Source organism: Prauserella aidingensis, assembly GCF_024171865.1.
Lineage (GTDB): Bacteria > Actinomycetota > Actinomycetes > Mycobacteriales > Pseudonocardiaceae > Prauserella > Prauserella aidingensis.
The window spans coordinates 90,308-110,867 of sequence record NZ_JAMTCN010000006.1; the positions used below are offsets into that span (position 1 = coordinate 90,308).

Sequence of the window (20,560 nt, forward strand, 5' to 3'; positions counted from 1 at the left end):
TCGGCACTGGCTGCGTTCGATGCACCACGGTGCCCTTGGGGGCACTACCGTGCGTGATCAGTGGTCGGCGGAGGCCACGGTGTAGCCGGCGCGCTGCAGTTCGGCGATCACGTCGTCGCAGTGCTCCGGACCGCGCGTCTCCAGTTTCAGCGCCACCTCGACCTCGCCGATGCCGAGCCTGCCCGAGATGCGGGAGTGCTCGATGTCGACGATGTTCGCGCCGAGCTCGCTCATCCGCGTCACCACACCGGCCAGCGAACCGGGCCGGTCCGGCACCCACAGCCGCACGTACAGGTACCGCGCCGCGGCCGTCATACCGTGCTGGATGATCTGCATCAGCAGGAGCGGATCGACGTTCCCACCGGACAGCACCGCCACGACCGGCGGTTCGAACGCACCCTCGTGCTCGAGCAGCGCCGCCACCGGCGCCGCACCCGCGGGTTCGACGACGAGTTTGCGCCGCTCCAGACAGTTCAGTACCGCCCGTGACAGCGCTTCCTCCCCGACCGTCACGACGTCGTCCACCAACTCCGTCACGTGTTCGAACGTCAGCTCCCCCGGCCGGGCCACCGCGATCCCGTCGGCGAGCGTCTGCGTGCTGTCCAGCCCCACCGGTGCGCCCGCGGCCAGGGACGGCGGGAACGCGGCCGCGGAGTCGGCCTGCACCCCGACGAGCTGCACGTCGGGCCTGCTCGCCTTGACGGCACTCGCCACACCCGACACGAGCCCGCCGCCGCCGGTGGACACCAGCACCGTGCCGACGTCCGGCACCTGCTCGAGGATCTCCAGTCCGACCGTGCCCTGACCTGCGATGACATCGGGGTGATCGAACGGGTGGATGAACACCGCACCGGTACGTTCCGCGAACTCGGCCGCCCCCGCGAATGCCTCCTCGAACGCCGTGCCCACGAGATGGACGTCGGCGCCGTACCCGCGCGTGGCGGCGACCTTCGGCAGCGGCGCCTTCCGCGACATGAACACGGTCGCCTGCGTGCCGACCAGCGACGCCGCCAGGGCGACGCCCTGCGCGTGGTTGCCCGCACTCGCCGCGACGACCCCGCGAGCGCGTTCCTCCGCGGAGAGCTCGTGGATCCGCGTGTACGCGCCCCGCACCTTGAACGAACCCGTGCGCTGGAGGTTCTCACATTTCAGGTGGACCGGACCGCCGAACGTGTCGGCGAACTCACGCGCGTGCTCCATCGGGGTGACGCGGACGACGCCGCTGAGCAGGTCCCGCGCGTGCTGGATGCGGTCAAGGTCGACGAGCCGCGTGGCGGTCATGACTGTGACGACTCTCCCTCCGATATAGGAGCTTCCGTGTATGTCGCGCGTAAGCGTTGGGTACCCTGGAGCCGAACCAGGGGGACGAACACACGACCGGAGGAACAGCATGGCACGGCCGTCGGTACCGCGAGACGCACGCTCGCAGGGCCGTGTCACACCGCTGCTCGCCGGCATCGTGTCGGCCATGGCCCTCGCGGGCGCAGCCGTGTTCACGGTCGGCTACGCCTCGTGCGGCGACCCCGGGCAGTACGTACGGCACGCCGACAACGTGCACTTCATCGGCGGCTGCGTGGACGGCGAGGACCTGCCCGCAACCGGGCCCGGCGACCAGCGCGGCCCGGCCGGCGGCGACGACGAGGCGCCGCGCAACTACCGGCCGTAGCCGTCGCCGGAGGGTCAGGCCAACGCCTGGCGCAGGTCGTCGACGAGGTCGTCGGCGTCCTCGATGCCCACCGACAGCCGCACCAGTTCCGCGGGTACCTGCAGCAGCGACCCCTCGGCCGACGCGTGCGTCATGCGTCCCGGGTGTTCGATCAGCGATTCGACCCCGCCGAGCGACTCGGCCAGGATGAACACGTTCGTGCCCGCGGCGGCCTTCAACGCGGCCTGCTCGCCGTCGACGTGGTCGAACGCGACCATCCCGCCGAACCGGCGCATCTGCTTCGCCGCGACGTCGTGTCCGGGGTGCTCGGCCAGGCCCGGGTAGTACACGCGCGAGACCTTCGGGTGGTCCTGCAGCATCGCGGCGATGCGTTCGGCGTTGTCGCAGTGCCGTTCCATCCGCACCGACAGGGTCTTCAGCCCGCGCAGCGTCAGCCACGCGTCGAAGGCGCCCGGCACCGCACCCGCCGAGTTGCGCAGGAAGAACAGCTGTTCCCGCAGGTCGTCGTCGCCGGTTACGACCGCGCCGCCGACCACGTCGGAGTGCCCGCCGAGGTACTTCGTCGTCGAGTGCACGACGACGTCGGCACCCAGGTCGAGGGGTGTCTGCAGGTACGGCGTCGCGAACGTGTTGTCCACGACCAGCTTCGCTCCGCCCTCGTGGGCGATGCCCGCGAGGGCGGTGATGTCGGAGATGCCCAGCAACGGGTTGGTGGGCGACTCGCACCAGACGAGCTTCGTCTCCGGGCGCATCGCGGCCCGCACCTCGTCGACATCGGACAGGTGGGCGACGCTGTAGGTGACGCCCCAGCCGGTGAGGACCTTGTCGATGAGACGAAAGGTTCCGCCGTAGACGTCGTTGCCGAGGACCAGGTGGTCGCCGGGCCGCAGCGTGGTGCGCAGCACGGCGTCACTCGCGGCCATGCCCGAACCGAACGCCAGCGCGTGACGGCCGTTCTCCAGCGCGGCGAGCGCCTCCTCGAGGGCGGTGCGCGTCGGGTTGGCGGTGCGCGAGTACTCGTAGTCGCCTTCCCGGGTGCCGCCGACACCGTCCTGGGCGTACGTGGAGGTCTGGTAGATCGGCACGATGACCGACCCGGTTCGCGGGTCGGGCTCCTGACCGGTGTGAATGGCGCGGGTGGAGAAGCCGGTGTCGGCGGATTCGTGGGACATGTGCCCACCCTATTGCGGGCTCCGGCGCCGGACACCCCGACACGGGAAACGACGGAGCCCCGGCCGCTCGAAAGCGACCGGGGCTCGGGACGTACTGCTCTTCAGGATCTCACCACTGTGGTGGGTGGCCCGGAGGCGGCCCCTGCGGTGGCTGGCCCTGTGTCGGTTGGCCCGGAGGCGGCCCCTGTGGCGGGCCGTACCCGCCGGCCTGGCCCGGATGCGGCGACTGCGGAGGAGGACCGTAACCAGCCGACTGCTGCTGCGGCGGGCCGCCCGGGCCTCCGGGCGGGCCGGGCGGACCACCGAAGCCGCCCGGAGGCCCGGGCGGACCGGCGTTGCCGGGACCGCCGGGCTTCGCCTGGAGGCCCACCATCCAGGCGGTGCCGTAACTGGAGCCGAGAATGCCCACCAGCAGGATCACACTGCCGAAGATCAGGGTGAACACGACCCGCGTCACGTTCCCCCCTTCGTTGAGGAACATCGCGGAGAACACCAGCATCAGCAGGCCCGGGGCCGCCGCCATGATCGGCAGGTTCCTGCGCAGTTTCGGCGGCAGTTTGTCGTTGAGCGCCCACAGCACACCGGCGCCGACGGCCAGGATGCCGGACACCAGAAGCATGACGACGTGGAACGTGAGGGTGGCGACCGTGTCCTCGGCCTGCTCCACGTTCTCCTGGAGCGTGCGCAGCTGCTCGCAGCTCTGATGCCCCTCGCCGAGCTGCTGGACGCACTGGTCGTACGTCATCCCTGCTTGGCTCGCAGCCTCCGGCACCTCCGGTGCACTCCCGATGTCGACCCACAGCGTGATCGACAGGATCAGCGTGACGAGGCCGAGCAGCGCGATGGCACCGCCGGTGACCCAGGCTCCGACGTTCGAACCGCCGCCGGGGCCCGCGGGCCCGAACTGCGACGGCGGTGGACCACCGAAGCCACCCGGATGCCCGGCAGGAGGCCCGCCCGGCACACCGAAACCCTGCTGTCCACCGAAAGCCTGCGGCGCACCGGGACCGCCGACCCCGTAGGGGTGCGGTCCCGGCGCGCCGGGCTGGTTCGGCGGTTGCGGCGCGCTCATGCGTCCGTGAACCCCTTCGCCGAAGATCGGTCCGTGCTCGGCGCATCAGCACCCCGGACCGGCACCATGTCGTTCAGCACCGCGTCGCTCAGGACGTCACCACTGCGGCGGCTGGCCCGGAGGCGGCCCCTGCGGGGGCGGGCCGCCGTAACCACCGGGCTGCCCCGGCTGCTGCGGCGGCTGGCCCGGCTGACCGAAGCCACCCGACGGCGGGTTGGGCCCACCGGGCTGGCCGAAGCCGCCCGACGGCGGGTTCTGGCCGCCGGGCTGGGGGAAGCCACCCGACGGCGGGCCGTAGCCACCCGGCTGACCGGGCTGCTGCGGCGGCTGGCCGGGCTGGCCGAAACCACCGGGCTGGCCGTACGGCGGCTGCCCGAAGCCGCCGGGCTGCCCACCGAAGCCACCGGGGCCACCCGGACCACCGAAGCCACCCGGGCCGCTGTCCATGCCGAGATACGCGCGGGTCTGCGGGAAGAAGCCCAGGATTCCGGAACCGGCCGCGATGATACCGACGAAAATCCCGATCATCGGGGCTGCGGTGAAGTAGATCGCCACACTGATGATGGCCAGGAGGAGGATCGCGCCACCGGAACCGGCCAGCAGGAAGTGTTGGATCCTCTTGCGAAGGAAGACCATCACACCACCGGCGACCATGCCGGCGTACGGGATCAGCAGCAAGAAGTTCGTCACGACGGCGCCCGTCGACACGTACGTGAGGCCGGCCAACGAGATGGCGCCGATCAGCCCGAAGATCAGGAAGATGGCGCCCAATCCACAGTTGACGCCTCCGATAACCATGGACAGCGTCTTCGCCGTGTCGTTGCCGCCGCCCTGCTGGCCTCCGTAGCCCGGCTGACCGCCGAACTGCCCCGGAGGCGGTCCGCCGAAGCCTCCCGGCTGACCGGGAGGCGGGCCGTAGCCCTGCGGCGGCTGGCCGAAACCACCCTGCGGCGGCTGGCCGGGAGCACCGAAGCCCTGCTGACCCTGCGAGGGGTCGAAGCCACCGGGCTGACCCGGCGCGCCGAAGCCCTGCTGGCCCTGCGACGGGTCGAAGCCCTGCTGGCCCTGCGGAACGCCGTAGCCCTGGGGGTTCACCGCGGCGGGGTTGTCCGCCGCACTCGGGGGCGGGGCGTACGGGATCGACGCCTGCGGCTGCATGTCGGGCGACACGAGCTGCGTCGACTCGGACCCGCCCTGGGGTGGCTGCTGCTGACCGGGCTGCGGAGGCTGGACGACCTGGGTCGCCTCCCCACCCTGGTCGGCGGGCTGCTGCGGCGCCTGGGCCGCGTCGCCTCCCTGGTCGGCGGATTGCTGCGGTGGCTGGCCGCCCTGGTCCGACTGGCCGGGCTGTACGACCTGCGTCGGTTCGGCCGACTCGAACGGACCGTCCTGGGCGGGCTGGGAACCACTCGGCGGCCCCTGCGGCGGCTGCTGCTGCTCGCCACCCCCGGGCTGGTTCGGTGGCTGCGGAGCACTCATGTGGGCTTGAACCCCCTTGACGAGGACCTTCTGTCTCTAGCTCGGGCACACGCTAGCGGATACACCCGATCGTGACCCGGAACGCCCCGCTGGGCAGCGGGCAGAACCAGGCAAACCGAACGCCGCTCACTCCCGGCCGGAGATGAACGCGAGCAGGTCCTGTCTCGTGACGACGCCCGCGGGTTTGCCACCTTCCAGCACGAGCGCACCGTCGGCCGAGGTCAGCGCGTTGATGGCGGCCGTGATGGACATGCCGGCGCCGATCGTCGGCAACGGCGGCGACATGTGGTCCTGCAACATGTCGGCGAGTGCGACCTTGCCGCCGAACAGCTTGTCCAGCAGGTCCCGCTCGTTGACGGCGCCGACGACCTCGGCGGCCATCACGGGTGGCTCGGCACTGACGACCGGCATCTGGCTCACGCCGAACTCGCGCATGATCGCCACGGCCTCCGTGACGGTCTCGTGAGGATGCGTGTGCACCAGGTCCGGCAGGGTGCCGTCCTTGCGGCGCAGCACATCACCGACCGTGGCGTCCGTCGAGTCGGGCGGCAGGAAACCGTAGGAGGCCATCCAGGAGTCGTTGAAGACCTTGCCCAGGTAGCCGCGGCCGCCGTCGGGCAGCAGCACCACGATGACGTCGTCGGGGTCGCACCGCTTGGCCAGTTCCACCGCGGCGGCCACGGCCATGCCGCACGACCCGCCGACGAGCAGTCCCTCCTCGGCGGCGAGGCGACGCGTCATGATGAACGAGTCGGCGTCGGAGATCGCGATGATCTCGTCGGCGACGTCGCGGTCGTAGGTCTCCGGCCAGAAGTCCTCACCGACGCCTTCGACGAGGTACGGCCGCCCCGTACCGCCCGAGTACACCGATCCCTCCGGGTCGGCGCCGACGATCTTGACCGTGCCTTCGGAGGCGTCCTTGAGGTAGCGGCCGGTTCCGGAGATCGTGCCGCCGGTGCCGACGCCCGCGACGAAGTGGGTGATCCTGCCTTCGGTCTGCTGCCACAGCTCGGGGCCGGTCGAGTGGTAGTGGCTCTCGGGGTTGCTCGCGTTGGCGTACTGGTTGGGCTTCCACGCACCCTCGATCTCGGTGACGAGCCGATCGGAGACGCTGTAGTACGACTCGGGGTGCTCGGGCGGCACCGCGGTCGGGCAGACGACGACCCGCGCGCCGTAGGCCTCGAGGACGTTGCGCTTGTCCTCGCTGACCTTGTCCGGGCAGACGAACACGCAGTGGTACCCCTTGCGCTGCGCCACCATCGCGAGCCCGATCCCGGTGTTGCCGGACGTGGGTTCGACGATCGTACCGCCCGGTTTCAGCTCCCCGGACGCCTCGGCGGCCTCGACCATCCGCAGCGCGATGCGGTCCTTCACGCTGCCACCGGGGTTGACGTACTCGACCTTGGCGAGCACGAGCGGGCCTGCTCCGTCGGTCACGGAGTTCAGCTTGACCAACGGGGTGTCGCCCACGAGGTCGATGACGTGTTCGGCGTATTCCATGCCGCCAGAGTAATCAGCCGATGACCGTTGCACATCGTTAGTCGGGGTTCTTTTCGATTTCATTGTCCGAAAAGGACCACTGTGATTAGCTCACGTCGTTTCGACCGTCACGTCCGTAACGAGGAGTCCCCGCCGTGAAAGACCTGCCGAGACGGCACAACCGGCTGGCGCGAGCCGCCACCGCCACCGCGCTGACAACCGCACTGCTGGCCGCGTCCGGTGGCGCCGCCGCAGCCGCACCGAACGCGAACGCCTTCGGGTGGTTCTTCGACGACGTCCCCACGTTCACCCTCAACGTGCTGTTCACCAACGACATGGAGTCCGCGCTGCTCGGCGTGTCGGGAGACGGCACCGACGAGGGCGAGATCGTCGACAGCGGGCAGAACCCGTACGGCAGCCCGTCGCGGATGGCGACCGTGATGGACGACCTGCGCAAGGAGGCCGTCACGGGCAGGCCGGAACCCGGGCAGTCGCCGTGGCGCGGCGAGGTCACCCTCTCGGGTGGCGACAACTTCCTCGCGGGCCCCGAGTTCTCCGCAAGCCAGGAGGAAGGCGCCCCGTTCTACGACGCCCGCGCGGTGGAGGAGATCGGCTTCGACGCCTCCACGATCGGCAACCACGAGTTCGACTTCGGCCCCGAGACGTTCGCCGACTTCATCTCCGCGTTCGACGGCTCGTTGCAGTTCGTGAGCACGAACGTCGACGTCTCCGGTGAGCCGACACTCGACGCCCACGCCAAGGACGGCACGATCCTCAAGAGCAAGGTGCTGCGTTCGCGGGGCCAGCGGATCGGCATGATCGGCCTGACCACGCCGGAGCTGCCGTCGCTGTCGAGCCCGCGGAACGTCGAGGTCGACGCCGAGATGGCGAAGCTGACCAACGCGCTCGCCTCCGACTTCGCCGACCGCGGTATCGACAAGGTGCTGCTCGTCTCGCACCTGCAGGACATCGACAACGAGCTCGAGCTGGTGCCGCAGCTGAAGGGCGTGGACGCGGTCGTCGGCGCGGGCGGCGGCGAGATCCTCGCAGGCGAGGACGACCGGCTCATCCCGGGCGACGAGGCCGAGCGCGACTTCCCGCTCTACGCCGACGACTCCGAGGGCAACCCCGTCCCCGTCGTCACCACGACCGGTGACTACAAGTACGTCGGCAGGCTCGTACTGAACTTCAACTGGCGCGGCGAAGTCATCGGCGTCGACGAGGACGAGTCCGGCCCGGTGCGCGTCTCCGGTGTCGGTCCCGACGCGGTCCACGGCGACAAGAAGATCCGCTCCGAGGTGGAGGAGCCGGTCGCCGAGCACCTGGAAGGGCTGGCCGAGACCACCGTGGCGACCAGCGAGGTGCCGCTCAACGGTGTCCGGAACGACGTGCGCAGCAGTGAGACGAACCTCGGCAACCTCGTCGCCGACGGCCTGCGCTGGACCGGCCAGCAGAAGGCGGAGGAGTACGGCGTGAGGCCGCCGCAGGTCGGCATCCAGAACGGCGGCGGCATCCGCAACGACTCGACGCTGCCCGCGGGCGACATCAGCGCGCTCGACACCTACGACGTCGCACCGTTCTCGAACTTCGTCGCCGTCGTGCCCGAGGTCCCGCGGGAGACGTTCCGTCAGCTGCTCGAGCGCGGCGTGGCCGCCTCCCCCGACGCGGCAGGCGCCTTCATGCAGGTCTCCGGCGTGACGTTCACCTACGACCCGAGCGCGAAGGCGCAGGTCGTCGACGAGAACAGCGGTGAGGTGCTGGAGCCGGGCGAGCGCGTGCAGGACGTGACGCTCGACGACGGCACGGTCGTCGTGGAGAACGGTGAGGTCGTGGAGGGCGGGCCGATCTCGGTCGCCACCAACGACTTCTCCGCACGGGGCGGCGACGGCTACCCGTTCGGCGACCTCGACTTCACCTCGGTCGGCGCCACGTACCAGCAGGCCGTCGAGGGCTACCTCACCGACGGGCTGGGCGGCTCGGTCACCGCCGAGCAGTACCCGGAGGGCGGCAACGGCCGCATCACCACGACCGGCTGACGATTCCCTGCGCGGCACGGGGCGGCGTGGCGAGCCTGCGGGCTTGCGGCGCCGCCCCGTTCACGTGACCCGCGATAACACCACTGGCCAGGGCGCGCAGCGGAAGGCAGGATATACGTAAGCATCCGCTTAGGTCGATCCGAAGGAGTGTCCACCATGCCCGAAGCCGTGATCGTGTCCGCAGCCCGTTCGCCCATCGGCAGGGCGGGCAAGGGATCGCTGGTGGACAAGCGCCCCGACGACCTCACCGCGGAGATGGTGCGCGCCGCCCTCGACAAGGTTCCCCAGCTCGACCCGGCCGACATCGACGACCTGATGCTCGGCTGCGGCCTGCCCGGCGGCGAATCCGGCTTCAACATGGGCCGCGTCGTGGCGAGCCTGCTCGGCTACGACCACCTGCCCGGCTGCACCATCACCCGCTACTGCTCGTCGAGCCTGCAGACCACCCGCATGGCCATGCACGCCATCAAGGCCGGCGAGGGCGACGTGTTCATCTCCGCCGGCGTCGAAACCGTGTCCCGGTTCGCCAAGGGCAGCTCCGACTCACTGCCCGACACGCACAACCCGCTGTTCGCCGACGCCGAGGCGCGCACCGCCGCCACCGCCGAGCAGGAGACCGACAGCTGGACCGACCCGCGGGACAACGACCAACTGCCGGACGTCTACATCGCCATGGGCCAGACCGCCGAGAACCTCGCCCGACTGAAAGGCATCTCGCGCGACGAGATGGACGAATTCGGCGTGCGTTCGCAGAACCTCGCCGAGAACGCCATCGCCGACGGCTTCTGGGCCAAGGACATCACCCCCGTGACCCTGCCCGACGGCACCGTCGTCGACGCCGACGACGGCCCCCGCGCGGGCGTGACGATCGAAGGCGTGTCCGGTCTCAAGCCGGTGTTCCGCCCCGACGGCCGCGTCACCGCCGCCAACGCCTGCCCGCTCAACGACGGAGCCGCCGCCCTGGTGATCATGAGCGACACCAAGGCCAAACAGCTCGGCATCACACCGCTCGCCCGCGTCGTGTCCACCGGCGTGTCCGGCCTCTCGCCCGAGATCATGGGCTACGGCCCGGTCGAAGCCTCCCAGCAGGCGCTGTCCCGCGCGGGCATGTCCATCGGCGACATCGACCTCGTCGAGATCAACGAAGCCTTCGCCGCCCAGGTCATCCCGTCCTACCGCGACCTCGGCATCGACCTGGACAAGCTCAACGTCAACGGCGGCGCCATCGCCGTCGGCCACCCGTTCGGCATGACCGGCGCCCGCATCACCTCCACGCTCATCAACTCGCTGCAGCACCACGACAAGCAGTTCGGCCTCGAAACCATGTGCGTCGGCGGCGGGCAAGGGATGGCCCTCGTCCTCGAACGCCTCAGCTGAAGCCGGGAGAAGTGTGCTGCCGGGCTTGCATAGCGGTGCCGGTAGCAGAACCTCAGCGCGCCACTGGCTCCGGAATCGGCTTCTCATGAATGTCCAGCACTGTGCGTGGTCGTGTGTGTGCAGGAGCAGGTGACGGTTGAGTAACGTCTGCCGGTGAGCGACGAAGAGGACTACCGACGGGAGGCAGCCCTGTCCTAATGTCTCGCCATGTCCACATCGGTCTTCGTCACGGGCGAGGCCAAAGCACCCTCGAACAACCCGATCACCAGCCAATACGGGCTGTTCTTCATCGCCTTCGAGATCGATCCGGACACCCACCGAATCCTTGATGCCGAGTGCTCGGCGACGTTGGCCCTGACGAACAGGTTCGTCAAAGGCTTGTTCGTTCGAGAGTGCATCACGGAGGAAGGTCTGCTCACGGAACGCATCACCGCGCGCTATCACGGCTCGTCACAGCGAGCCCTGATCGCAGCCCTGCACCACGCCGCGACCAAGTATCGCAGCGCGGTCGGCCTCGCCGCGGGCTGACGTCTCCGTAACACCCCAGCGATTGCCCGGCCCCTGACAGGGCCGGACCCAGTCGGAAACACGCACACGACCCGACGCGGTCGGTGCGCGTTTCCGACTTTTTTGCGTTTGAGGAAGAAAGGACGGCAGCGACGCGAACATGATTACGGACGGGTTCCTCTATCTCGGTGTGCTGCTGGGGCTGGCGGCGGTCATCGTCTACGTCACCCAGCGCCGGCAGTACCGGTTCCTCAAGTACGTGCCCGGATTCGTGCTCCTCTACCTCGGAGCGGCGCTGCTGAACACGATCGGCGTGTTCGGCGAGTCCGACTCCGTGGACGCGACCGGCGACGCGGTGAAGGACGCGCTGCTGCCGGCGATGATCCTGCTGCTGCTGTTCAAATGCGACATCCGCAAGATCATCAAGCTCGGCCCGAAGCTCGTGCTGACGTTCGTCGTCTCGGCCCTGAGCATCGCGGTCGGCTTCGTCGTCGCGTTCCTGATCTTCCAGGCGACGCTCGACCCCGAGGCGTACAAGGCGCTCGGCGCGCTCACGGCGTCGTGGACGGGCGGCTCGGCCAACCTGGTCGCCGTGCAGTCCATCGTGGATGCACCCGAGTCGCTGGTCGGCTACGTGCTCATCGTCGACACCGTGCTCTACTCGGTGTGGCTGCTGCTGATGTTCAGCTCCGTCGGCGCCGCCGAGCGGTTCAACCGCTGGACCAAGGCGAAGGCGATCACCTTCGACGGGCACGCCGAACAGGAGCGTGAGCGCCCGATCGACCTGACCTCGCTGATGACGCTGATCGGCTTCAGCCTGCTCGTCTCCGCGGTCGCGACCTGGGCGGGCGGCCTGCTGCCGGAGCTCGGCGACGTCGTCACCAGCACCACGTGGACGATCCTCATGGTCAGCGTGCTCGGCCTCGTCATCGCCTCGACCCGGTTCGGCAGGACCGCGGGGTCGGCCGAACTCGCGATGGTGATGCTCTACGTGATCATCGGCATCATCGCCTCCGGATCCGACTTCTCGTCGCTGGCCGAGGCGCCGCTGTACCTGGTGATCGGCATCATCGCGCTGCTCGTGCACGTCGTCATCATGGTCGGCTACGCCAAGGTCACCAGGTCCGAGCTCTCCAGCCTGGCCGTGGCCAGCACGGCCAACCTCGGCGGTATGGCCTCGGCACCGGTCGTGGCGAGTGCCTTCCACCGGCAGATGGTGCCGGTGGGTGTGCTCTTCGCCCTGATCGGCGCGTTCTCCGGCACGTTCGTCGGCCTCGCGACGGTGAACATCCTGGGAGTGATCTGAGGTGCTGCCCGCAGTCACCGACCTGCGTGCGCGGCCGTACTCGGCACCGCTGTCTCGCCCGTTCATCACGGCACGTCGACGTGTCGACACGATGCTGGGCGTGCTCGTCGAGCTCGAACTGGCCGACGGGACCGTCGGCCACGGCTCGGCAGGGCAGTCCTTCGGCGTCACCGGAGAGTCGGTGGAGTCGGTACTGGCGGTCCTGAACGGCCCGGTGAAACAGGCGCTGACCGAGCAGCCCGCGGCAGCGCTGCGCGGGGCGGCGGCGGGCATCGCGGACTCGTGCGTCGGGAACTTCGCCGCCAAGGCCGCGGCCGACGTGGCGCTGCACGACGCCTGGGCCCGGACGCTCGGCGTGCCGCTGGCCGAAGCACTCGGCGGGGACGCCACGACGGTGCTGCGCACCGACATGACCGTCAGCCTCGACACGCCGCAGCGCATGGCCGACGCCGCCGTCGAGGCGGTCGGCGACGGCTTCGACGTGCTGAAGATCAAGCTCGGCAACGACTGGCGCGCCGACCTGGACCGCCTGCGCGCGGTGCGCGACGCCGCACCGGACGTGCGGTTCCGGCTCGACGCGAACCAGGGCTGGGACGTGAAGGCGGCGATCCGCGTCATCCGGGCCATCGAGGACGCGGGCATCCCGCTCGAACTCGTCGAACAGCCCGTCGGCAAACACGACCTGGCGGGTATGGCCGCGGTGACCGCCGCGGTCGACGTACCGGTCATGGCCGACGAATCGGTGTCCTCATCGCGCAGTGCACTCGAGATCGTCGAACGGCGCGCGGCCGACCTGCTCAACATCAAACTGGCCAAGTGCGGCGGGATCGAGGAGGCGCTGGCCATCGCCGACATCGCCCGCGCGGCCGGGATCGAGTGCATGGTCGGCGCGATGATGGAGCCGCGGGTCTCCATCGCGGCGGCCGCCCACCTCGCGGCCGCCCATCCCGCGATCACCCTCGTCGACCTCGATTCGGCCGAGTGGATCGACGACCCCGACCTCGGCGGCGGCTACGCCCTGCGCGGCAGCGAGATGCACCTGCATCCCGGGCCCGGCATCGGTTTCGCTCCATGGGTGAAAGGAGAACAGGAATGAACCTCCGCAAGACGACGGTCGCGCTCCTGGCCACAGGGCTGGTCGGCGCGAGCGCAGGCACGGCCACGGCCGCGCCACAGAACGGCATCGAGGTCGGCGACCACGCCTTCGTGGACGTCACCACCGCGACGATGTGGACCGAACCCGGTCTGGACCGGCCGGTCGACGCGCCGTCCACGACCAACCCGGTCGATCTGGACCAGTGGAACCGGAACCTGGCCGACACCGAGACGCGCCGGTGGCTCACCGGCAATCTCGAGACGCAGGCCGTGCTCGGCTCCGAGGTCGAGGTCACCGAGATCGACGGCGACTGGGCTCGCGTCGTGGTCGAAGGCCAGGGAACGCCGCGTGACGACCGCGGCTACCCCGGCTGGGTTCCCGTCGAGCAGCTCGTCGAGAACGACCGGTTCGACACCCTGACCGAGACCCGTCCGTGGGCGCAGGTGACCGACAACAAGACCTGGCTCACGGGCACCCCGACGGGTGCACGGAAGTTGTCGGAGATCAGCTTCAACACCCGGCTGCCGGTGCTCGCCGAAACGCCGGCGGCGGTGCGGGTCGCCCTCCCGGACGGCTCGCACGCCTGGCTCGACCAGGACGCAGTCGACGTGTACGGCCAGGGTGAGAAGCCCGCTGCGCCGACCGGTGAGGACCTGGTCTCCACGGCGAAGCAGTTCCTGGGGCTGCGTTACCTGTGGGCGGGCGTCTCCGCGTACGGGTTCGACTGCTCCGGCTTCACCTACAGCATCCACCGGGCCCACGGGGTGTCGATCCCGCGGGACTCCTCGGTGCAGGCCGAGCACGGCCAGGACGTCGCCGTCGACGACCTGCAGCCGGGCGACCTGCTGTTCTTCGCCCAGCCCGGCGGGGTCGGCCGCGTGCACCACGTCGGCATGTACATCGGCGACGGGCAGATGATCCACGCACCCAACGCCTCCGAGTCGGTGTCGATCGTCGACTGGCAGTCCTGGGACGTCGACGACGAGTTCTCCGGTGCCAAGCGCATGATCTGAGCGACGGCGCCGAGCCGGTCCGAGTTCCGGCGATGAGCGGCTCCCGGGTGATGCGACCTCACCCGGGAGCCGCTCTTTTCGTCGGATGCGGGGTGCGTCCTCGGCGGCCACGGCGTCCTCGGCGTCCGATGCCTGCCTTCGTGGTGGTCCGCCCGGGTGGAAAGAGGTCCCGCCCGCGCGAACCGCGCGCCGGTACGTGCCCGCGAACGACGACAGCCGCCCGGCCGAAGTCGGCCGGGCGGCTGTCGCAGGAGGGTTACGCGGAGAGGCCTACTCGCCGCCCTGCAGGTAGGTCAGCAGGCGCAGGATCTCCAGGTACAGCCAGACCAGCGTCGTCATCAGGCCGAAGGCCACGTACCAGGCGAACTTGTTGGGCACGCCCTGGCGGATCGCCTGGTCGGCCATGTCGAAGTCCAGCAGGAAGCTGAACGCGGCCACACCGATGCAGACGATGCTGAAGATGATCGCCATGGTGCCACCGTCGCGGAGGCCGACGTTGACTCCGAACAGGCTCATCACCAGGTTGAACAGCATCAGGACGGCGACACCGCCGATGGCGCCGATCATCCACTTGCGGAACTTCGGCGTGACCTTGACGGCGCCGGTCTTGTAGACGATCAGCATCACGACGAAGACCGCGGCGGTGCCGACGACGGCCTGTAGCGCCACACCGTCGACGATCATCTCGAACACGCCGCTGATCGCGCCGAGGAACACACCCTCGGCCGCCGAGTACGCGAGCGTCATCGGAGCGCTGGCCATCTGCTTGAAGATGATCACCAGGGCCAGGATCAGGCCGACGATCATGCCGCCGATCATGGCGCCGGTGACGGCACCCATGGAGCCTGCCGCGATCTGGCTCTGGGCCCAGATCGCGGTGATGATGCCGATGAGCAGCGTCACACCGAGGCTGGCGCCGGTCTTCATGACGACGTCGTCGACCGTCATCGGACGGTCGGCTTCACCCGAGGGCGCCTGCGGCGTTCCGTAGCCGGGAACGCCACCCTGGGGCTGCTGGAAGCCCGCGTACGGCGCCTGACCGGCCGCGCCCTGCGGCAGGTTACGGAAGGCGGGGTTGCTTGAGGTTCGCACTGATCCTCCTGGATCTACTGGCCTTGCACCGGTACAACGACCGGGCGCGCCGGCCGGTTCCCGTAGGTCGGTAAACCCGACTTTACCCACGATCCCCGCTGCGGGTGGCGGGGACGTGGGAGATGTTGCGACCCCAGATCGGACAAGGTCCACTCAACTGGCCGATTGCCGGCTGCGCTGCCGGAAGCGAGTATCACGAGTCGTATCCGACCGACTACCGAACGCGTGCCCGCCACGCCGGTCGAGTCGTCGGGCGGGGTGGCCTCGACCGTCCCCGGCCGCCACGCCTCGCCGCCTCTGGGGGCGCGGTGCACCGCGGGCGCAGTTCGTGACCTTAGGGGGACCCCGTGGCGCCTACCCTGCGCCCTTCCCACCGGAACTCTGCGCGCACGCAGCGTTCCGGCACCGGACACTCGTCGACGGCCCCGTTCGCCTCGACGACACCGTTCACCTCGACGACACCGCGCCCGTCGAGCCTGTCGCGCTCCGGGCTCGTCCGGCGCGGCGCCGTCGCCCTGCGACTGCTCGTCGCCCTCGCGCTCGCCACGTTCTCGCTGGTCGTCGTCGCTCCCGCGGCCTCCGCGGAGGTGCGGGAGGGCAACGGGCACGAAACGACGCCGGGCCAGCCCTACGGCGGCCAGGACCGCGACCGTGACTGGCACGGCTCGTACCTCGTCGGCGGCAAGCAGGTGTTCTGCGTGCAGTTCGCGCTGAAGGCACCGAACTCGGACGAGCAGTACCGGCCGGGTGACGAACTGCTGACCAAGTGGGGCGAGAAGATCCCCGAGGACATCGCCGCCAACATCTCGTACCTGCTGCTGCGCTACGGCGACACGCACAGCGACGACGAGGCGGCCGCGCTCGCCCACCTGCTGCACTCGTGGACGGCCGCCCCGCGCACGCCCGCGGATCTCGACCGGGACCTGCCGTTCGACAAGATCGCCTACGACGTCGACGGGCAGTTCGCGAAACTGCCGCAGGGCGCGAAGGACGCGGTGGAGCGGCTCCGCGCCGACGCCGAGGCCAACCGCGGTCCGTGGCAGGCCGAGGTCACGGCTCCGGAACAGGAACAGACCATCGGCGAGGCCGGCGAGTGGTCCGTGTCGGTGACCAACGCCGCGGGCAAGGGCGTGCCCGGTGTGCCGGTGACGCTGTCCGCCGAGGGCGCCCGGGTCGGCGGCGAGCGGGCGAGCGTGACGACCGGTGACGACGGCACCGCCACGTTCCGGGTCACGCCGGAGGCCGGGGAGCCGTCGGTGACGGCCACGATGTCGGCCCCTGCGGCCCGCCCGTACGTGCAGAGTCCGGTCACGGCCGACACCCAGCGCGTGGTCTCGACCGGTGGGGAACAGGAGCTGACGGCGTCGGCGACCGGGACGGCGAAGAACGCGCCCGGCGGCGTGAAGGTCACGAAGATCGACGCCGAGTCGAAGAAGGGCATCGCGGGCGTGCCGCTGCGCGTCACCGCGGGCGACAAGGAGTCCGCGGCCACGGGCGACGACGGCGAACCGCTGGTCGGCGAGGACGGCAAGCCCGCCGTCGTGACCACCGAGGGCGCAGGCGGCGTGGCCACGGTCGACGGACTGCGCGCACCGCAGCGGATCTGCGTGATCGAGGTGAGCCCGCCGAACGGCTACACCGACGCGTTCGATCCGAAGAATCCGCCGTCGGCGTGCGGAGAGATACAGCCGGGCGGGACGCTCGAGCTGACGATCAGCAACGAGGCGGATCAGGTCCCGACCGTGATCCCCGCCGGTGAACAGGGCGGGCCGATGGCACAGAGTCCCACCACGACGGCGACGCCGACGGGCGCGCTGATCGGCACGGGCGGTCTCGTGGTCGCGGTGGCCGTCGCGGGCGGAGTCCTCGCGCGTCGCCGGCAGTTGTCCGGACGCTGACATGGCGAGACGTGACCGGGTCGGCGCCTATCTGCTCGGCGCCGCATCGGTGCTGGTGGCGCAGGCGTTGGTGGGCGCGGCGGTGCTGATGCCGCCCACCGACGCCGTCGCCGGTACCGCAGAACCCGCGGACGAACGGCAGGTCGCCCGCGGGGAGTCCGCCGAAGCGGAACGACCGCAGCCGACCACATCGGACAAACCGGACAAGCAGGCGACGCCCCGTGACGAACCGGCACCGAGCACGGAACCGGACCGCAACACCGGGCCGGACCGCAGCACCGAACCGGACGTGACACCGGCGCCGAGCGGCCAACGTCCCGGCACGATCCGATTGCCGGACGGCGGCTCGGCCACGCTGGTCCGTCACGACCTCGGCCCCGACGCGGTACTGCCCGTCCCCGAGAATCTCGGCGAGGCCACGTGGTGGGGCGCCGGCCTGGGCGCCCCGAGCGGCGCCAGCGTCTTCGCGGGGCACGTCAACTGGCAGGGAAGGGAAGGTCCGTTCTCGGAGTTGTGGCAGGTCCGGGTCGGTGACCGGGTCGTCGTCGCCGACGACGGCGGGAAGAAGTTCCGGTACGAGGTCTCGCGCATCCTGACGCTGCACAAGGACGAGGTGCCCGAGCGGGCACGGGAACTGTTCGGGCAGAGCGGCAGACATCGCGCCGTGCTGGTCACCTGCGGAGGCACGTGGCAGGGCGGGACGAACGGTTACGCGGAGAATCGCGTCGTCATCGCCGAACCCGTCTGATCACCCGACTCGCGGCCCGCACCGGGTCGCGGGGCGTTCAGCACACGTTCCCGTCCGGGCCAGGTGTCCTGTCACCACAGCCGGCGCCCACGAAGGTACGGTCTTGAGTATGGCTTCCGAGCACGACAACCGACTGCTGCCGCTGCGGCGGGAATTCAGCCAGGCGTGGCACGGGTTCGACCGCGCCCAGGTCCTGCAGTACGTCGAGCACCTCGAGGCTCAGGTGCAGCACATCGTGGCCGATCGGGACAACGCGAACGCCCGGCTCACGACGCTGTCCCGTGAACTCGAGAACGCCCGCCGGGAGGTGACCCGGCTGCAGCAACGTGTGGAGGAGCTGAAGAAGCCGCCGGAGCGTCCCGAGGACCTCGACGAGCGCATGCAGCGTTCCGTCGATCTCGCCAACACGCGGGCCGAGGAGATCGTGAACCGCGCCGAGGAGGCCGCCACGAAGACGTGGGCCGAGAGCGGCGAGGTCTCGAAGAAGCTGCACGAGCGCTACATGAAACTGGTCGAAACCCTCGACCAGCACGCCGAGGAGCTGCAGCGCGAGCACACCGACGCGTTGGCGGCCACGAAGGCCGACGTGCAGAAGATGACCACCGAGGCCGCCGAGCGGCAGGAGCGGCTCGACCGCGAGGCCGAGGAGAAGCGCCGCACCATCGAGCGCGAGTTCGACAAGAAGATGGCCTCCGAGAAGGCCGCGCTCGAAAAGCACGTCGCCGACACCAAGGAAGCCAGCAAGAACGCCGCGGAACGCCGCATCACCGAGGCGACGACCGAGGCCAAGCGCATGGTCGACGAGGCCACCGCGAAGGCCAAGAAGCTCGTCGACGACGCGACCGCCGACGCCGAACGCCGGACCGCGGAGGCGAACGGGGTCGTCGAGCGGCTCACCAAGATCCGCAACGAGGCTCGCGCCCGCCTCAAGGCCGCCGAGGACGCCCTGCACGCGGGCGAGTCGGCCCTCGACCCGGTCGACGACGAGGACACCGAGCTCTCGGAACTGCCGGAGTCGCTGACCACGCCGTTCGACGCGGCCAAGACGGCCAACGCCGTCCAGCTCTCCCACACCACCGGGAACGGGGCCGCGGCCGATCCGGCGTCGGAGTCGGACAGCGGGTCGGCCGACGGGGCGGGCAACGGGTCGGGCGACCCCGAGGCCACGCGACCCGCACAGCGGCCCGTGAAGGCCGGCACCACCAACCAGGCCACGGCCGACTCGACGGGCTCGGAAGGCACCACGAACTCGAACACGGCGAGCTCGAACACGGCGTCCCCGAACACCGCGCCGTCGAACACCGCGCCCTCGAACGACGGGAGCTCGGCGGCGGGTTCCACCTCCGGAGCCACGGACTCGTCCGCCGAGGCGACGACCCCCGGCACTTCCGCGCAGCGGCCGTCGCCCGGCCCCAAGGGCACGTCCTCGCAGTGATCTCCCCGCGGTGACGCCACCCTGGTGACGTCGCTGGTCGCCGACCCGACGTCGCCGGGGACGACGTGGCGGCCCGGACGGCCGGCGCCGCCACGCTCGCGGTGGGCCCGCCCCGGAGGGGCCGAGCCCACCGCGGAGACGTCAGACGACCCGGCGGGCGCTTTCCAGGTTCTCGGCGAGGCGGTTGATCGTGGCGGCCTGCGCGACGTAGTCCATCGCGCTGAACTCCCACGGGTAGACCTGCTTCGCCTTGGCGGCGGGCAGGTTCGCGAACGTCGGCTGCTTGAGCATCTCGTCGCCGCTCATGGCGCGCAGCGAGTAGAGCACGACGTCGGTGCGGAAGTCGGTGATGTTCTCCCACGCGACCTGGCGCCAGTAGTAGGTGTCGCCGCCAGGGTCAGGGTACTTCAGGCCGAGTTCGGTGTAACTGCGCAGTGCCGGGTCGTCCTCGGCCTTGGCGATGTGGACGCCGTCGGTCTCGTAGGCCGCGACCGCCATCACGGTCAGGCCGGACGAGGCGGCCTCGCGGAGCCGGTCACGTGCGGAGTCGTACTCCCGCTTCTTCTCGGTGAGCAGCTGCTGGTCGACGCCGAGCGACTTCGCGAACTCGGTGGTGCGTTCGACGACCTTGTCGGCGGAACCGGTCATCGCCAGCGCGACGATCGGCGCGATCTTCGCAGCGTCCTCCTGCTGCTTGAGATCCTTGAAGCCGTACAGCGGCTTCTTCGGATCGACCTTGCCGGAGGCGTCCTCGGGATAGGCGTGCGTGATGATCAGGTCCGGCTTCTGCGCCTCGAGACGCACCAGGTTGATCTCGCCGTACGTGGCGCCGACCTCGGTGACCTTCGACGTGTCCTTGCCGTCGAAGTTCACGTCGGCGTCGAGGCCGGTGTAGCCGAACGACGCGACCGGCACGATGCCGTAATTCCACAGCGACGCGATGGCGTCGTTGAGCCCCGCGATGCGCTTCGGTGCGCCGTCGAGCGTGACCGTCTCGCCGCGATCGTCGGTGAACGACCAGCCGCCGGCGCCGTCACCTCCGGTGTCGTCGTCCGAGGTGTTGGGACCGCACGCGGACAGGAATCCGGTGGCGGCGAGGGCGGCGGCGCCACCGAGCAGGCTCCGACGGGACAACCGGTAGGGACCGGGAAGTGTTCCAGACATGCGCACCAAGATAGGCAAGC

17 protein-coding genes are annotated in these 20,560 nt (G+C 70.1%); 10 read left to right on the plus strand and 7 right to left on the minus strand.

Features of this window, described 5'->3' with window-relative positions:
• Positions 1-57 precede the first annotated feature (57 nt).
• Positions 58-1,281 carry a threonine ammonia-lyase gene (gene ilvA, locus LY13_RS09585; protein ID WP_253827967.1) on the minus strand — a complete coding sequence of 408 codons (1,224 nt, stop codon included), beginning with the start codon at positions 1,279-1,281 and terminating at the stop codon, positions 58-60.
• A 109-nt stretch (positions 1,282-1,390) separates the two neighbouring features.
• On the opposite strand from ilvA, the gene LY13_RS09590 reads away from it, so the two are divergent.
• Positions 1,391-1,666 (plus strand): hypothetical protein, encoded by a 276-nt coding sequence (locus tag LY13_RS09590; protein ID WP_253827968.1) that lies wholly within the window; start codon positions 1,391-1,393, stop codon positions 1,664-1,666.
• A 14-nt stretch (positions 1,667-1,680) separates the two neighbouring features.
• Here LY13_RS09590 and LY13_RS09595 read toward each other — a convergent pair whose 3' ends face one another.
• The 4 genes from LY13_RS09595 to LY13_RS09610 all read right to left on the minus strand — a co-directional run bounded on the left by LY13_RS09595 (position 1,681) and on the right by LY13_RS09610 (position 6,889).
• The gene (locus LY13_RS09595; RefSeq protein WP_253827969.1) at positions 1,681-2,838 is read right to left on the minus strand and encodes a cystathionine gamma-synthase; all 1,158 of its coding nucleotides are present in this window, start codon (positions 2,836-2,838) and stop codon (positions 1,681-1,683) included.
• Positions 2,839-2,947: 109 nt separating this feature from the next.
• Positions 2,948-3,910, minus strand: a complete 963-nt coding sequence (locus LY13_RS09600; RefSeq protein ID WP_253827970.1) for a hypothetical protein — start codon at positions 3,908-3,910, stop codon at positions 2,948-2,950.
• A 96-nt stretch (positions 3,911-4,006) separates the two neighbouring features.
• On the minus strand, positions 4,007-5,389 hold the full coding sequence (locus tag LY13_RS09605) for an AI-2E family transporter (protein ID WP_253827971.1): 1,383 nt from the start codon (positions 5,387-5,389) through the stop codon (positions 4,007-4,009).
• Between the two features lie 126 nt (positions 5,390-5,515).
• On the minus strand, positions 5,516-6,889 hold the full coding sequence (locus LY13_RS09610) for a cystathionine beta-synthase (RefSeq protein WP_253827972.1): 1,374 nt from the start codon (positions 6,887-6,889) through the stop codon (positions 5,516-5,518).
• Positions 6,890-7,023: 134 nt separating this feature from the next.
• Between LY13_RS09610 and LY13_RS09615 the strand changes: the two genes are divergently transcribed.
• The 6 genes from LY13_RS09615 (at position 7,024) to LY13_RS09640 (ending at position 14,203) form a co-directional block, all read left to right on the plus strand.
• Positions 7,024-8,904: a bifunctional metallophosphatase/5'-nucleotidase gene (locus LY13_RS09615; protein WP_253827973.1), complete on the plus strand. Its 1,881-nt coding sequence runs from the start codon at positions 7,024-7,026 to the stop codon at positions 8,902-8,904.
• A gap of 156 nt (positions 8,905-9,060) precedes the next feature.
• On the plus strand, positions 9,061-10,281 hold the full coding sequence (locus LY13_RS09620) for an acetyl-CoA C-acetyltransferase (RefSeq protein ID WP_253827974.1): 1,221 nt from the start codon (positions 9,061-9,063) through the stop codon (positions 10,279-10,281).
• 207 nt (positions 10,282-10,488) lie between these two features.
• Positions 10,489-10,809, plus strand: coding sequence for a DUF3870 domain-containing protein (locus LY13_RS09625; RefSeq protein ID WP_253827975.1), 321 nt, complete (start codon positions 10,489-10,491; stop codon positions 10,807-10,809).
• Between the two features lie 139 nt (positions 10,810-10,948).
• Positions 10,949-12,094, plus strand: a complete 1,146-nt coding sequence (locus tag LY13_RS09630; RefSeq protein WP_253827976.1) for a DUF819 family protein — start codon at positions 10,949-10,951, stop codon at positions 12,092-12,094.
• A gap of 1 nt (position 12,095) precedes the next feature.
• Entirely contained in the window at positions 12,096-13,190 is a 1,095-nt protein-coding gene (locus LY13_RS09635) for a dipeptide epimerase (protein WP_253827977.1), read from the plus strand.
• Positions 13,187-14,203, plus strand: a complete 1,017-nt coding sequence (locus LY13_RS09640) for a C40 family peptidase (protein ID WP_253827978.1) — start codon at positions 13,187-13,189, stop codon at positions 14,201-14,203. The genes LY13_RS09635 and LY13_RS09640 overlap by 4 nt, the downstream gene beginning before the upstream one ends.
• A 270-nt stretch (positions 14,204-14,473) precedes the next feature.
• Here the strand turns inward: LY13_RS09640 and LY13_RS09645 are convergent, their stop codons facing one another.
• Complete coding sequence (locus LY13_RS09645) at positions 14,474-15,295, minus strand: Bax inhibitor-1/YccA family protein (protein ID WP_253827979.1); 822 nt, start codon at positions 15,293-15,295, stop codon at positions 14,474-14,476.
• Between the two features lie 476 nt (positions 15,296-15,771).
• Between LY13_RS09645 and LY13_RS09650 the strand changes: the two genes are divergently transcribed.
• From LY13_RS09650 to LY13_RS09660, 3 genes are all read left to right on the plus strand, one after another.
• On the plus strand, positions 15,772-17,193 hold the full coding sequence (locus LY13_RS09650) for an MSCRAMM family protein (protein ID WP_372493805.1): 1,422 nt from the start codon (positions 15,772-15,774) through the stop codon (positions 17,191-17,193).
• 1 nt (position 17,194) lies between these two features.
• On the plus strand, positions 17,195-17,941 hold the full coding sequence (locus LY13_RS09655; protein WP_253827980.1) for a sortase domain-containing protein: 747 nt from the start codon (positions 17,195-17,197) through the stop codon (positions 17,939-17,941).
• A gap of 109 nt (positions 17,942-18,050) precedes the next feature.
• The gene (locus LY13_RS09660; RefSeq protein WP_308216295.1) at positions 18,051-19,376 is read left to right on the plus strand and encodes a cell division protein DivIVA; all 1,326 of its coding nucleotides are present in this window, start codon (positions 18,051-18,053) and stop codon (positions 19,374-19,376) included.
• A gap of 141 nt (positions 19,377-19,517) precedes the next feature.
• On the opposite strand, the gene LY13_RS09665 is transcribed toward LY13_RS09660, so the two are convergent.
• Positions 19,518-20,540, minus strand: a complete 1,023-nt coding sequence (locus tag LY13_RS09665) for an ABC transporter substrate-binding protein (protein WP_253827981.1) — start codon at positions 20,538-20,540, stop codon at positions 19,518-19,520.
• Between the last annotated feature and the right edge of the window lie 20 nt (positions 20,541-20,560).